This is a genomic window from Kribbella sp. NPDC056861 (assembly GCF_040687575.1).
GTDB lineage: Bacteria > Actinomycetota > Actinomycetes > Propionibacteriales > Kribbellaceae > Kribbella.
Genome location: NZ_JBFBNQ010000005.1, coordinates 817,234 through 831,890 on the forward strand (window position 1 = coordinate 817,234; position 14,657 = coordinate 831,890).

Here is a 14,657-nt window from a genome sequence, read left to right on the forward strand (position 1 = left end):
AGGCTGAAAAGAGCACGAGAGGGGGTCAGCGGGTGGCGATCTTCGCGCGGGCGTCCGGGGCGAGAGTGGAGAGCAGATGAGGTGCGTCGACGAGGTCGAGATTGCCCGGGTCGAGCAGCTGCGGGTGCAGCGCATAGACCTCGGCGCCCGACTTGGGGTCGATGTCGCCGTTGACGACCGCGACGAAGTCCGCGCGGTTGGCTGCGTCGAGATCCCAGTAACGGTCCGGCTCGAGGCGAGCGGTCAGCCGGCGGGCGAAGTCGGCCACCTCTTCGGTGTCGCCGCGCAGGTAGCCGACGATCGAGCCGTCGGCGCAGCGAACCACCACCTCGTTGGTGCGCGCGGCGGCGTGCCAGCACGCCAGCTCCCACAGGCTGACCCGGTCACCGGCGCCGTGGGTCTCCTCGATCGCTGCGGCCATCAGCGCGATCTGCCCGCCGTACCGCGCGACGTTGTGCCCGTAGCCGGCGGCGCTCAGGTTCACGTCGTACCAGCGGAGCTGCTTGGTGCGCAGGTCGATGCCGAACGGCAGCAGGATCTTCGCCGGTCCGGCCAGGTCGAACCGCTCCTCCACCGCCGCCGGGTCGAAGAGCTGGGACGGGGTGCGCATCACGCCGGCGAAGCCGCGCTCCAGCTTGTCGAAGGCAACGTTGTTGTAGCTGAACACCACCGGCAGCACGTACCGCCCGCCGACCCGCTGCATCGCGATCAGGTCCAGGTCGACGAACTCGGTCGACCCGTCCGGTCCGGGCGCAGACGTCAGATCGCCCGAGTGCACCAGCGCGTCCTGATCGAACCTGTACCGGGTGTAGTCGCACAGCCCGACGAAAGCCCAGTCCTCGTCGAAGACCGCCACCGACAGGTCGAGATCCACCCGGCGCCCGGCCGGCTCGACCCAGTGCAGGAAGAGCCGCAGCAGCTCGTCCTCCGGGATCGGCTGCGCGCTCCCCCGGGTCATCCGCAGCAGCGTCGAGGAGGCGCCCCGCTCCGACCCCGGTGCCGCCAGCCGGGACAGCTCCTCGTCGAGGAACGCCCGCCGGATCCGCGGCAATGCCGTTGCCCGCCGCAACAACTCGGTGACCAGTACTCCGCCCAGCGCCGCGGCCGGCCCGGCCGGCAGCGGGTCGCGCTCGTCCACGGTGGTCCAGATCCGGGTGGTGCCACCGCGCGGGAAGAACAACCGCAAATCGCCGGGCGGAGTACGGAGCTGACCGAGCGCTGCGGTCAGGACGACCGGCGAGACATCGGACACCGCGGTCATCACCGCGTCGACCAGCCTGGGCTGCGCTTCGGGCGGGAGCGCCCGGGCCAACTGGACCAGCCGGCGCAGCATCTCCCCCGGCCGGCCGCGCAGCAGGTCGAGCGCGAGATCCGGCCGGTCGTAGCTGAACGCGCCCTCAATGCGGCTCGCGAAGGTGCTCATCGTGAGCCGGTTGTCCTCCAACCGGATCAGTGGATGCGCCGCCGCCTCGCTCAGCACGGCCAGGCCGGTCGGCGTCGACCCGTCCAGCTTGGTCCGGCGGACCACGGCGAAGGCCAGCGCGGCGACCGGATAGCGGGCCGCGAACTCGAACGGGTGCAGGTTTTCCGCGATCCGCTTCCACGCGCGGCCGTGCCGCAGCATGTCCTCGACGAGCGCCTCGACCGGCAGCCGGTCGAGGCGGGCCAGCACCTGCCGCCGAGTGGCCCGCGACAGCGAGCGTCGGCGGATCGGCCGGGTGCGGAGGCCAGGGTCGGCGCCCATCAGCACGTAGAGCAGGCGGAGTACGTCGGTCGCGGTCTCGACCAGATCGTCAAGCAGGGCAGGGAATCGCGGCAGCAGCTCGGCCAGAACGACCGCACGGGTCTCGCGCACGGGGATGATGTCGGGCAGCCAGCTCGGGTCCGCCTCGGCCAGCAGCACCGCGAGATCCGCGCGGTCTGCCTCCGACAAAGGCGCGCGGCGCGCCAACAGCCCTGACGCCGTACTACGTGCTGCGTCCGGCGGCGCAAGAGACAGCAGCCGCAACCGCCTGGTGCGAACCGGTGTCGGCACCTCGTCGAACGAAGGCTGCAGGAACGGATCGTCGGGATCGATGCGCCGCAGGCACAGCGGGCAAGCGCTGAAGTCGGAGCCGTCCCAGCAGGAGCGGCAGACCAGGTGCGCGCAGGGCGAGACCGGATGGACCGTCTTCGCCTCGCCACACAGCACGCAGGGCTGATTCGGCTCTTGGAGCAACTGCGCGAAGACTCGGTCGATGTAGAACGTCTCGGTGTTGCCGGGCACACTCTCGGGGAAGCCGCGGAAGAGTGGCACGTGGGATGCGTTCGCGCCTGGCTCCAGGTCGAGCAGGTCGAGCACTGTGCGGCCGAAGCCGGCCAGCGCCAACGGGCTGAGGCCTGCGCAGTACCGGTAGAGGTCTGCGGACAGCAGCAGCCCGTGCTCGATCAGGTCTGCCTGCAACGCGGACAGGCCGGCCGGGGTGGTCAGTGGACGCCGCAGCCAGCTCCAGGCGGAGCGGCGTACCGGTGGGGTCAGGGCGTCGGCGTCGACCAGCCGGCTGCGGCGCAGCAACACAGCAGCGAGCGCGTGCGGCATCGATGCCTCCCCCGAATAGACAGCAAGAGCTGCCAGGGGCGGAGAGCGGGCGCGCTACGTTGCCTGGAAAGAGGAGAAGGAAGCACGTCCAGGAGCCGCCCCTGGCAACTCGAACGCTACCGGGTGGCACCGACAGTTTCCGGCGGGCCGACGACCGGGCCGAAAGCTGGGTCGAAGACCGGGCAGAAAAGAAGTCCGGCACCAGGGTCGGAGCCGCCCCGCCCAGACCCCGGTACCAGACAAGACCAGTCTACGGGCGGCGGACAAGTCCTGCGTCACCGGCTGCCACTTTTGACACTGATTTGCCGCTTCAAACCCTTGAATGCAGCACACCAGTGCCAGCCCTGGTACTGACCAGTCACCGTGTGTTCGGTCACCGTGACGGATCGGGTCCGGCCGGCACCCTGCCGGTGCGCAGGGAAACCCTCGGTGTGACGGGCAGGAGGTGTCAGACCACGGATAGTGGTTAAGGTCTGCGGCATGGTGGCCGGGTGGTGACGAAGGCGCGCTGGCGCGATGTGTTCGGGCATCCCGAGTTCCGCGCCCTGTTCATGGCGGGCGTGCTGTCGGTGATCGGCGACCAGCTGGCCCGGGTCGCCTTGTCCGTACTGGTGTTCGAGCGAACCGAGTCGGCCGGGCTGACGGCGCTCACCTACGCGCTGACCTACATCCCGGATCTGGTGTTCGGGCCGTTACTGGCCGGGTTCGCCGATCGCTATCCGCGGCGCCGCGTGATGATCATCACGGACCTCGCGCGCGCCGTTCTGGTCGCCGCGATGGCAGTCGATGCGCTGCCGCTGCTGGTGGTCATCCTGCTGCTGGTCGGGCTGCAGGCCTTCGGGTCGCCGTTCAACGCCGCTCGGGCCGCTACTCTCCCGGTGGTACTGCCAGACGACCACTACGTCCTGGGCAAGGCCGCGAACGACATGGTCGTCCAGTTCAGCCAGGTACTCGGCTTCGGAACAGGCGGCCTGGCAGTGGTCGCAGTGGGCACCTCCGGTGCTCTGCTGCTCGACTCGGCGACCTTCCTGCTGTCCGCGGCCTTCATCGGTTTCGGCGTACGCCATCGACCGGCACCCTCGCAGCAGTCCGAGGGCGAGCCCCGACGCAGCTACTTCAAGGACCTGGTTGCCGGAGCATCCCTGGTAGCCCGTACTCCGAGCCTGCGCGCCCTGGTCGCCTTGGCGACCGTCGCCGGCTTCTACGTCACGGTGGAGGGCCTGGCGGTCCCCTATGCCGACGAGATCGGCGGCGGAGCAGAGGCAGCCGGGCTGCTGCTGGCAGCCCAACCTGCCGGCGCGGTCCTCGGGATGTGGCTGATCACCCTCTGGCCCCCCGAGCGCCGGATGCGATTCCTCGGGCCGCTGGCGATCGCAGCCTGCGTTCCGTTGGTGTTCTGCGCCCTCAAACCCGGATTGGCCGTCACAGTGCTGCTCTGGGGCCTGTCCGGGGTCGCGTCGTCCTACCATCTGCCGGCCAGCGCGAGCTTCGTCCAGGCAGTGCCCGACCACCAACGGGGTCAGGCCTTCGGCGTAGCGAGTACTGCGCTGAAGAGCAGCCAGGGCCTCGGCATCCTGCTCGCCGGAGTCCTGGCCGAACGGTTCACGCCGTCGCTGGCATTGGCCGTGATGGGGGCCGCCGGGGTGGTCACCGCGGTGGTCGCGGGTTCCGCCTGGCGGCAGGCCCGGCGGATTTCGGTAAAATCCGCGTGAAGGCAATCTCGAAAGCCGGCCGAATTGCCGGTGTGAATCAGTTCGGCCGGGCGTAAAGGAAAGGTAAAGATTTACCTTTCGTCACCAATCGTTACCGCCCTGCGCACCGGCCGGCACGAACCAGTCGTTACCCCCGGTGAACCAGTCGTTACCGCCACCGGTGAACCAGTCGTTCCCGCCTGCGAACCAGTCGTTTCCGCCCTGGAACCAGTCGTTGCCGCCGATGAACCAGTCGTTGCCGGTACCGGTCGCGCGCGCTGCCTTGCTCATGATTTTCGACCCTTCGAAGTGGTGGAGTCCGCGTAATGAATCCGGACACAGGGGTGACCTGACGTGAACAGGCCGTTACGATGAAGACATAACCGTTCAGGTCGAACTGTGTGAGGCTGAGATGATTCTGATCGGTCGGAGCAGTTGGGTGCCACCCCGACAATGGAAGCTCTGGTCGTTGCCGCCCGCGGCGTTGGGATATGTGCTCGCAATTGATGTGATTGCGGTCACCATCACCTCCCTCGCGGTCCGCTCGACGCTGTCCGGTCCCGGTGTCACCTCCTCGGAGTGGGCCGCCTTCGCCGTCCTGGCCGTTGCCTCGACGCTGCATCTGGAGCTGGTCCGCGGGATCGAGCGCCGCCGGGAGATGGCCGCCAACACCTCACCGCACTCGAACCTGAAGTGCCTGTGGATCTTCGCCAGCCTGCTGTTGCTGCCGCTGTCGCTGGTGATCCCGCTGATCGTGCTGGCCTACCTGTACTCCTGGTTCCGGGTGTACGGACGGACAGTTGCCCACCGCAAGATCTTCTCCACCTCCACCTACGTGCTGGCCAGCGCCGCCGCTGCCGCCGTCCTGCGGGCCGGCGGACTGGTCGCCGAGCCGCGGGTGCCGGTCAGCTTCCTGTCGCTGCTCGTCGTGATCGCCGCCGGGGCGACCTGGTGGCTGGTGAACTACGCGCTGGTGATCGGCGCGATCCTGTTGGCCTCCCCGGAGGCGACCGCTCGCGAAGCGCTGGGCGAGCTGTCCGACCAACTGGTGGTCTGCGCCGGGCTGGGCCTGGGCGTGGCGATCGCGGCGGTACAGACGTCATACCCATGGGTCGTCCCGGTGCTGATGGTGACCGTGCTCGCGCTGCACCGCGACCTGCTGCTCCCGCAGTACCAGCGGGCGGCCGGCACGGATGTGAAGACCGGCCTCGCCACCCCGTCGTACTGGGCCAGCGCAGTGCCGGTGGAGCTGGCCCGGGCCGAGACGCTGCACAGCCAGGTAGGCCTGCTGCTGCTCGACCTGGACAAGTTCAAGGAGATCAACGACACCTACGGCCACCCGGCCGGCGACCAGGCCCTGAAGGCGGTCGGCGAGAGCGTCCGGGCCGAGGTGCGCAAGGGCGACCTGGTGGCCCGCGTCGGCGGCGACGAGCTGGCCGTGCTGCTGCCCGGGGCCTCGGAGTCCGAGGTGCTCGAGGTCGCGGAGCGGATCCGGGAGCGGCTGGCGACGCTGACCGTCGCGGTCAGCACCACCGGGACGTCGAAGACGGTGATCAACGGTGTGCCCGCTTCGTTCGGTGCCGCGATCTATCCGGAGGTGGCGGGCACGATGGACCAATTGGTGCTGGCCGCCGACAACGCGCTGCTCACCGCCAAGCGCGAAGGCCGCAACGCGATCGTGTCCGCACGGCCGGTCCCGCCTGCTGTGGGCGAGCTCTCGGACCAACCGGTCGGGGACAACTGACCGTAGTACCGCGGAATCGGTGAGCGACATGATCAGCCCTCCACAAAGCGCTGGTTACCGCTATCGGTACCAGTGCCCAGTGGAGGGATTGGTCTAACCGGTAGTCACCGAATCCTGATCAAAGCCTTACCTAGCAATGACCGGGACTCGACCGCGGTGTGCGCCTGGCCGAGCTGCTGGAGGGCGAACGTCCGGTCGACCACCGGGACCAGGTCACCGCGCGCCGCCCGCTCGAGCACGTCCCGGCCGGCCACCACGACCTCGGTGCTGTCGGCGCGGAGGTCCATGATCCCCTTCACGGTGATCCCACGTCGCTCCGCCTCGGCCGGGTCGTACGTCGCGAAGCCGCCGCTCGGCGCACCGTGCGCGGAGATCCAGCCACCGTCCCGCACGGTGCCGAACCCGACGGCCCCGAGCTCGCCCCCGGCACCTTCGAAGGCGACGTCGATCCCCTGGCCGTTGGTTGCTTCCAGCACCAGCTTGTCCCAGCCCGCGACGGAGTAGTCGATCACCACGTCGGCGCCCTGCGCCTTGATCAGGTCGAGCTTGGCCTGACCGCGCGCCGCGGCGATCACATGGGCGCCGGCCTGGTGCGCGAGCTGGACCAGCAGCACGCCCATCCCGCCGGCAGCAGCCGTGATCAGCACCTTTTTGCCCTGCAGGGCCGGTGCCAGCTGCTCGAGCAGCAAGGTGGTGAAGCCGTCACCGAAGACCGCCACTGCGGTCTCCAACTCCAGGCCGTCCGGCAGCTCGACCAGCTCCTCGACAGCGGCGACCGCCAGCTCGGCATGGGCGCCGAAGGCAACGGTCCGGCCGAGCACGGTACGGCCGATCCACTGCTGGTCGACCTCCGGACCGACCGAGCGCACGACTCCCCCGAACGAGTTGCCGGGCACGTAGGGCGGCGTCACGTCGAAGAAGCCGCCGTGCTGCCCCTGCCGGATCGCCGTCTCGACGAAGATGAGGTCGGTCAGCTCGATCTCGACCAGCACCTGACCGGGACCAGCGACCGGCTCCGGCCAGTCCTGGACCTCGATCACGTCCGGGCCACCGAACTTCGTCACTACCGCTGCCCTCATCCGCGTTCCCTTCACTGTGTCTTCGGGTGTCAGGAACGACCCTGCTACCTCAACCATTGTTCAGGTCAAGCTGGTTGTCGGTGCCGGTCGGTAGGGTTCGACGGGTGTTGGAGATCGCGTTCGCACCAGCTGACCCGCCGCGAGCGGGCCGCTTGGTCCTGTACGGCGACCTCGCGGCGGCCGGTCTGGTCGCGCACGAGAAGGTCGAGCTGGTCCTCCCCCGCGGCGAGCAGGTCCGGCGAGTGCAGGTGCCTGCTCACCTGATGCCGGTTGCTGAGGCGCTGACCTTCTTGACCCAGCCGGTTGACGACGAGTGGTCCGGCAGCCGACGCGCCTGGGCAGCGGCTGCCTTGGCGGGTGTTGGATTGGTCGGGCGTGGTCGGTTGGTGCCTGACTTGAGCCCAGTCGGCTTCGGGGCTTGGCGGGTGGCGCCATTGGATCCGTCCGATCATGGCTGGCTGCGGAATCTCGCTTCGGCCATGCCCGCGCAGGGCCACGCTCTGGCTGTCGAGGGGTCGCGGCCATTGAGGTTGGTCGATCCCGAGCGGCTTGTCCGGGCTTTCTGGGACGCGCTGGCCGACACCTTGGTGCGCACGCCCGCCGCGGCAGTCGCAGTACGGGGTGGTGCTGCTGCCTTTGCCGCGGTCGAGCCGATCGAGTTGACCGGGTCGACGGCCTGGCTCGAAGAGACCGCGCGCAGCGAGGAGGCAGGCGCCCGACTGGTACTGCGAATCGAGCCGCCTGAGGACGACTCCGAGTTTCGCGCCGTGCTCCAACTGCGGAGCGGCGTCGATCCGAGTCTGCTGGTCGACGTCGCTGATGTGTGGAACGCGCCTCCCGCAGTACTGGCTGCTTTGGGTGAGCGGGCCGAGACGGATCTGTTGCTGGCGTTGCGTCGTGGTGCCCGGGTTTGGCCGCCGCTCGGAGTGGCGTTGCGGGATGCGGCGCCGGCAGAAGTACCGGTTGGCGATGAGGCGTTGGACGAGCTGGCGGGTGACAGTGATGCGCTCGACGGCGCTGGGATCGAGGTGTTGTGGCCGGCCGAGTTGTTCGCGGGTGAGCTCGCCTTGCGGGGTGCGGTTCAGGCGACGCCGACGCCGGGTGCGGTGACTGGTCCCGACTTCAGTCTCACGGAGTTGCTGGCGTTCCGCTGGCGGCCGACGCTGGATGGGCAGGACCTGACCGAGGCGGAGGTCACCGCGCTGGCCGAGGCGAAGCGTCCGATGATCCGGATGCGCGGGCGGTGGGTGCGGATCGATCAGGAGCTGGTCCGCAAGCTGCGCCGGGGTGGATCGCGGAAGCTCAGTGGCGCCGAGGCGCTGGGAGCGGCGCTGACGGGGTCGCTGGAGATCGATGGTGAGCTGGTCGCCTTCGACGCGGACGGCTCGTTGCTGACGATGGTCGAGCGGCTGCGTGCTGCCGAGCAGCCGGAGCCGCTGGCCGAGCCAGTGGGGCTGCGGGCGACGTTGCGTGATTACCAGCGGCGAGGCGTGGCGTGGATGGCGCAGCTGGCCGAGCTGGGGTTCGGCGGGTGTCTGGCCGACGACATGGGGTTGGGCAAGACGATCCAGGTGATCGCTCTGCACCTGCAGCTGTCGAAGCGTGGGCGGGGGCCGACGCTGGTGGTGTGTCCGTCGACGCTGCTCGGGACGTGGGAGCGCGAGTTGACGAAATTCGCCCCCGAAGTACCGGTGCGGCGGTATCACGGGGCTGGGCGATCGCTGTCCGACCTGGTGCCGGACGAGGTGGTGCTGACGACGTACGGGGTGGTGCGTCAGGATCATCGGGTGCTGGGCGAGATCTTCTGGGGGCTCGCGGTCGCCGATGAGGCACAGCACGCGAAGAACCCCTTGTCCAGAACGGCGCGTGCGCTGCGAACGTTGCCTGCAGCAACGAGATTGGCGTTGACCGGGACGCCGGTGGAGAACCGGCTGTCCGAGCTCTGGTCGATTCTGGACTGGGCGGCGCCGGGGTTGCTCGGGACGCTGGAACGGTTCCGGCAGGACATCGCGGTGCCGGTCGAGCGGTATCACGACGAGGAGGCGACGGCGCGGCTGGCGCGGGTGACCCGGCCGTTCCTGTTGCGGCGGAAGAAGAGCGATCCGGGGATCGCGCCGGAGTTGCCGCAGAAGACCGAGCACGATCTCGTCGTACCGCTGACGGCGGAGCAGGCCACCCTTTACCAGGCGGTGGCGAAGGAGACGCTGGCCAAGATCGAGGAGGCCGAGGGGATGGCCCGGCGCGGGCTGGTGCTGAGTCTGCTGACGCAGCTCAAACAGGTCTGCAACCATCCGGCGCAGTTCCTGCACGAGCCCGGTCCGCTGCCCCGGCGGTCGGGCAAGCTCGCGGCGCTGGACGAGCTGCTCGACGTGATCCTGGCCGAGGGCGAGTCGGTGCTGATCTTCAGCCAGTACGTCGAGATGTGCCGGCTGATCGAGGCGCATCTGGCGGCCCGGCAGGTGCGCACGTTGTTCCTGCACGGCGGGATCGGGGTGCGGAAGCGGGAGCAGCTGGTCGAGCAGTTCCAGGCGGGTGAGGCGCAGGTGTTCCTGCTGTCGCTGAAGGCCGGCGGGGTCGGGCTCACGCTGACGAAGGCGACGCATGTCGTGCACTACGACCGCTGGTGGAACCCGGCGGTCGAGGACCAGGCGACGGACCGGGCGTATCGGATCGGGCAGGACCGGCCGGTGCAGGTGCATCGGCTGGTCACCGAGAACACGCTGGAGGACCGGATCTCGTCGGTGATCGCGGCCAAGCGTGCATTGGCGGATGCGGTGGTGGGGTCGGGTGAGTCGTGGCTGAGTGAGCTGTCGGATACCGAGCTGACCGAGTTGGTGGAGCTGTCGACGACGCCTGCCAAGTCCGGCGCGGCAAGTGCTCACAACCCGTCTGCAGTTGGTCGCACACCATGAATGAGCGGACGCCGTGGCAGGGGTGGAGGCAGCGGGACGGGGAGAGCGCGGCGCTGCCGGCGGCCAAGGGGGCTGGGAGTCGACGGCCGTTCGGAGGGACCTGGTGGGGCAAGGCGTGGATCGGGGCGTTGGAGCGGCAGGCGCAGCTTGATCCGAACAGGCTTGGGCGTGGGCGCTCGTATGCGCGACGTGGCAGCGTGCTCGAGGTTGAGGTCGAGCCGGGGGTGGTGCGCGCGTCGGTGCAGGGCAGCCGCGTCACGCCGTACCAGGTGACGGTGAAGATCCGCGCGTTCGACGATGCCGAGTGGGATGCGGTGCTCGACGTGGTGTCGGCGCAGATCGGTCGCGTCGCCGCGCTGCTCGACGGGGAGCTGCCGCCGGAGCTGGTCGACGACGCCCAGGCGGCCGGTCTGGAGCTGCTGCCGGATGCGGGTGAGGTGCGGACGGACTGCAACTGCCCTGACTTCGCCGTTCCCTGCAAGCACTCCGCGGCGGTCTGCTACCTGATCGCCGATGCGTTGGACGAGGATCCGTTCGAGTTGCTCTTGCTGCGCGGCAAGCAGAAGGACGAGCTGCTGTCGGCGCTGCGAGCCCGGCGGTCGGTCGGCGGCGAGCCGCAGGCGCTCAAGCCGCAGCCTGTCGGCGTACTGGCGAAGGCGGCTTTCCAGCGGATGCCGGGGCCTGTCCCGATGCCGGTGCGGCCGTTGAATCAGCCTGGGGCGCCTACCGCAGTACAGGTGCTGGAGCCGCCGCGGCAGTCAGGTGTCGATGGCAAGGATCTGGTCGCGCTGGCGACCGACGCTGCCCGGCGCGCCTGGGAGTTGGCTGCCGGGGACGGCGACGGCGGGCTGAGGCTGACCCGCGATCAGGATCTGGCCCGCCGAGCCGCCGCCTTGTTCGGTACGCCGGGCCTGGCCGACCTCGCGCATCGCAGCGGGCTGACCGCTCGACGGTTGACGAGTTGGGCGGTCGCCTGGCGCGAAGGCGGCGCGGGCGGGCTCGCCGCGGCTACCGATCACCCGGTCGAGATCGATCCCAGCGCACTGGCGGAGGGACTGGAGGCGCTCGACGGAGTGATCGAGGGCAACCGGATCACCGCCGACCGGGCCCAGCTGCGCCTCGGGCCGGACGGCCTCTGGTACCTGTTCACCAAGCAGTTCAGCGACTGGATGCTGAGCGCGCCGCCCTCCCCTGATCCCGCGGAGCTATTCGGCCGCCCGTGATGCGACGAACGCCTCGGCCAGCCGCGCGATCAGCTCGTACGGGATCGGCTTGGCGAGCGGGAACTTGAGCGTGCTCGCGCCGGACAGGTAGGGCTCGATCGCCGCGGCCAGCTCGTCGTCGACCGTCGGTACCGGGTACACCGCGATGTGCTTCTTCCAGCCGCTGAAGTACAGCAGCGAGCTGCCGTCCAGCGTGATCGTCGGGATCTGGTAGCTGATCGTCTCGCCGGCGCCCGGGACGACGCTGTGAATCGTCTTCCGGACCTGCTGCAGGATCGCCTGCACCTCGACCGGGAACGACGCGATGTAGTCGTCGACGCTGGGGATTTCGGTGGCCGCCATCACCCCATCGTGGCGGCTGACCGGCGACTCGGCAATCGGCAGCTATTCCATCAGGGTCGAATAGTGTGCAGAGGTTTGACGAACGCTCCACAGACCGGAGGAGACTCTGGACATGGCCGAAGCGCTCAGCATCGATCTGCTCGGGCCGCTGACTGTCCGGTACGGCGGCACCGTGTTGAACTCCGGGCCGATCCGCCAGCAGGCGATGCTGGCGGTGCTCGCCCTGCGCGCCAACCGGGAGTCGTCCGCGGAGCAACTGCTGGACCTGGTCTGGGACGAGAACCCGCCGTCCAGCGGCCTGCGGGTGATCCCGACCTACGTCTATCGCATCCGTCAGGCGCTCCCGCCCGAGGTGACCCTCGAGCGGACCACCGGTGGCTATGTACTCCGGATGCCGCCCGGCACCCTCGACGTGGACCGGTTCGAGTCGGCCATCACCGCGGCCCGGCAGGACAAGGACCCGGCCCGGTACCGCGAAGCGCTCGCCCTGTTCCGCGGCGAGCCGCTGAGCGGGCTGCCGGGCAACTACCTGGCCGGCCAGCGCCGACGGCTGCTCGAGCGCCGGGACGAGGTGCTCAGCGACCGCCTCGGGCTGGAGATCGCCGACGGACGGTTCGCGGACGTCGTACCGGAGTTGTCGGCGCTGGTCGAGGAGCGGCCACTCGACGAGCGGTTCGCGGCCCAGCTGATGACGGCGTTGTTCCGCAGCGGCCGCCGGGCCGAGGCGCTGGAGACCTACCTCCGGACCCGGACGACGCTGGTGGACGAGCTGGGGGTCGAGCCTGGTCAGGAGCTGCAGGCGATCCATCAGCAACTGCTGCGCGATACCGGCGAGATCGGCTCCGGCCGCGACGAACTGCCCTACAGCGGCGCGACCTTCATCGGGCGTACGACGGAACTCGACGCCGTGGTCGCCGCGCTGCGGCCGGACCAGCAGGGCGCGCCCGCAGTGGTGGCGATCGACGGCATGGCCGGGCTCGGCAAGACCGCGCTGGCCGTGCGGGCCGGTCGACGCGTTGCGGCGCAGTACCCGGATGGGTTGTTGTTCCTGGACCTGCACGGCCACACGCCCGGCCGCGAGCCGCTGGGCGTCGATCGCGCGATCGATCACCTGCTGCGCGGCATCGGCGTACCGGCGGAGCAGATTCCGTGCGACCCCGAGGGACGCCAGGCGTTGTGGCGGTCGGAGACCTCGGGGCTGCGGCTGCTGGTCGTGCTCGACAACGCGCCGGACAGCCGGTCGATCACGCCATTGTTGCCGGGGGCACCGACTTGTGCGGTGCTGGTGACGAGTCGTCGGCAGTTGGCCGGCCTGGACACGCGGTACCGGCTGGCTCTCGGTCTGCTCGCGGAGGAGGAAGCGACCGCGCTGCTGACCGAGTTGGTCGGCGCCGAGCGCGTGACGGACCGCGAGGCCATCGCCGAGTTGATCGAGCTGTGCGCGCGGCTTCCGTTGGCGCTGCGGATTGCCGGTTCGCGGCTGAAGCATCGACCTGCCTGGCCGGTGGCCCACTTGAACCAGCGGCTGCGGGACCGCTTGCTGACCGAGCTCAGCGGTGAGACCGACGGCGTGGGTCCGGCTTTCGCCGTGTCGTACGGGCAACTGCCGGCTGATCATCAAGCGATGTTCCGGCGGCTGAGCCTGATGCCGGGCAAGGACATCGACAAGTACGGCGCCGGAGCACTGTGCGGGATCTCTGCCGATGACGCCGAGGACGTGCTCGAGGGTCTGGTGGACGCGAGTCTGTTGCTGCAGCCGAGGCCGGGGCGCTTCGAGTTCCACGATCTGCTCCGTGCCTACTCCGCCCAGATGCCGGCCGACGGCACCGACGAGGCGATCACCAGCCTCCTCCAGTACTACGTCCGCACTGCCCGCCGATCCGCGGCGCACCACCACGACCCGCTCCCTGACGACGAGGTGACCGACCAGACCGGGCCTGACGTGAGCCGCGATCTGAGCTGGGCCGATGCAGAGCGAGCCAACCTGGTTGCTGCTGTCCAGACTGCCGAGCGGCTGGGCCGGGACGAGTTGACCGTGCCTCTGACGATCGCGCTCGCGCCGTACCTGCACCAGCGCAACGAGCAGGACGAAGTGGACGTAGTACTGACTGCTGGCTTGGCGGCGGCGCAACGCTCCGCCGACCGCGAGGGCGAGGCCCGGCTGCTGTATCTGCGCGGTCACATCGGCCAGTTCCGCTGCGGACCGTCGAAGGGTGTCTGCGACCTGCGGCAAGCGGCCGCGCTCGTCACCGACGAGTCCCCGGCACTGCTGTCCCACATCCTCGGCTCGCTCGGCTACTCGATCGGATCGCTCGACCTCAACTCGGACTGGGCCGACCTGCTCCGCGAGTCGCTGCGGCTGGCCCAACTCGCCGGCGACCAGCGAGCTACGGTCTCCACCCTCGGCTACCTGGCGGCGCTGCAGGCGAGCCAGTGGAACTTCTCCACCGCCCTCGAGTACTACGAGCAGGCACTGGTCGTCGCCCGGGCACTGGGCGACGAGCGGCTCGAACCGACGCTCCTGAACGGCATCGCGGCCTGCCACCTGGACGCCGGCCACACCCACGCGGCGCTCGAAGCAGCCCGTAGAGCGCAGGACCTGGCCGCCACCCACACCCTGGACTTCCCGCTCAGCTACACGCTCCTCCACCTCGGCGAGGCCTACCGGCAGCTCGGCTGGCACGCCCACGCGGTCAAGACTCACCGGCAGGCCCTGGAAGTCGCCGTAGGCAACTGCACCTACCTGGACGAGGTCGACGCCCGCCTGCACCTCGGCCGCAGCCTGCTGTCCGTCGGCCGCCAGGGACACGCCGCAGAAGAGTTCCAGCACGTACTACGCCTCTGCGAGGAGCGCGAGTACCCGTTGGGGATCGCCCAGGCCCTCAACGGCCTGGCCAGGTGCATCGAGTCCCAGCAGCCCGGTCAGGCCCGGGACTACTTGCTGCGTGCCCTGGCCGAGGTGGACGACGGAGTACACCCGGTCCTGGCCGCCCGGCTGCAGGACCGGCTGACCGCGACTCCGACGGGTCGAACTGCCTAGCTCCACCCTGAGTGACGACTCACCAGCGGTCTGTCATCGAGATTTCAT

9 protein-coding genes are annotated in these 14,657 nt (G+C 69.4%); 5 read left to right on the forward strand and 4 right to left on the reverse strand.

Going from position 1 to position 14,657, the window contains the following annotated elements; genetic code table 11:
- Positions 1-25 precede the first annotated feature (25 nt).
- Complete coding sequence (locus AB0P21_RS28005) at positions 26-2,578, reverse strand: MXAN_6230/SCO0854 family RING domain-containing protein (RefSeq protein WP_363700197.1); 2,553 nt, start codon at positions 2,576-2,578, stop codon at positions 26-28.
- 494 nt (positions 2,579-3,072) lie between these two features.
- Between AB0P21_RS28005 and AB0P21_RS28010 the strand changes: the two genes are divergently transcribed.
- Positions 3,073-4,290: an MFS transporter gene (locus tag AB0P21_RS28010; RefSeq protein WP_363700198.1), complete on the forward strand. Its 1,218-nt coding sequence runs from the start codon at positions 3,073-3,075 to the stop codon at positions 4,288-4,290.
- 81 nt (positions 4,291-4,371) lie between these two features.
- Here AB0P21_RS28010 and AB0P21_RS28015 read toward each other — a convergent pair whose 3' ends face one another.
- A complete protein-coding gene (locus AB0P21_RS28015) occupies positions 4,372-4,560 on the reverse strand; it encodes a DEAD/DEAH box helicase (RefSeq protein WP_363700199.1) in 189 nt (62 codons plus the stop codon).
- Positions 4,561-4,708: 148 nt separating this feature from the next.
- Here AB0P21_RS28015 and AB0P21_RS28020 point away from each other — a divergent pair, with 148 nt between their 5' ends.
- Positions 4,709-6,013: a GGDEF domain-containing protein gene (locus AB0P21_RS28020; RefSeq protein ID WP_363700200.1), complete on the forward strand. Its 1,305-nt coding sequence runs from the start codon at positions 4,709-4,711 to the stop codon at positions 6,011-6,013.
- 104 nt (positions 6,014-6,117) lie between these two features.
- Here the strand turns inward: AB0P21_RS28020 and AB0P21_RS28025 are convergent, their stop codons facing one another.
- Positions 6,118-7,092, reverse strand: coding sequence for a zinc-binding dehydrogenase (locus AB0P21_RS28025; RefSeq protein ID WP_363700201.1), 975 nt, complete (start codon positions 7,090-7,092; stop codon positions 6,118-6,120).
- Between the two features lie 104 nt (positions 7,093-7,196).
- On the opposite strand from AB0P21_RS28025, the gene AB0P21_RS28030 reads away from it, so the two are divergent.
- On the forward strand, positions 7,197-10,004 hold the full coding sequence (locus tag AB0P21_RS28030; protein ID WP_363700202.1) for a DEAD/DEAH box helicase: 2,808 nt from the start codon (positions 7,197-7,199) through the stop codon (positions 10,002-10,004).
- Positions 10,001-11,227 (forward strand): SWIM zinc finger family protein, encoded by a 1,227-nt coding sequence (locus AB0P21_RS28035; RefSeq protein ID WP_363700203.1) that lies wholly within the window; start codon positions 10,001-10,003, stop codon positions 11,225-11,227. Before AB0P21_RS28030 ends, AB0P21_RS28035 begins: the two co-directional genes overlap by 4 nt.
- Here AB0P21_RS28035 and AB0P21_RS28040 read toward each other — a convergent pair.
- On the reverse strand, positions 11,210-11,569 hold the full coding sequence (locus AB0P21_RS28040) for a DUF1801 domain-containing protein (protein WP_363700204.1): 360 nt from the start codon (positions 11,567-11,569) through the stop codon (positions 11,210-11,212). The two genes, AB0P21_RS28035 and AB0P21_RS28040, sit on opposite strands and share 18 nt — an antisense overlap.
- A gap of 112 nt (positions 11,570-11,681) precedes the next feature.
- Here AB0P21_RS28040 and AB0P21_RS28045 point away from each other — a divergent pair, with 112 nt between their 5' ends.
- Positions 11,682-14,609, forward strand: a complete 2,928-nt coding sequence (locus AB0P21_RS28045; RefSeq protein WP_363700205.1) for a BTAD domain-containing putative transcriptional regulator — start codon at positions 11,682-11,684, stop codon at positions 14,607-14,609.
- Positions 14,610-14,657 lie beyond the last annotated feature (48 nt).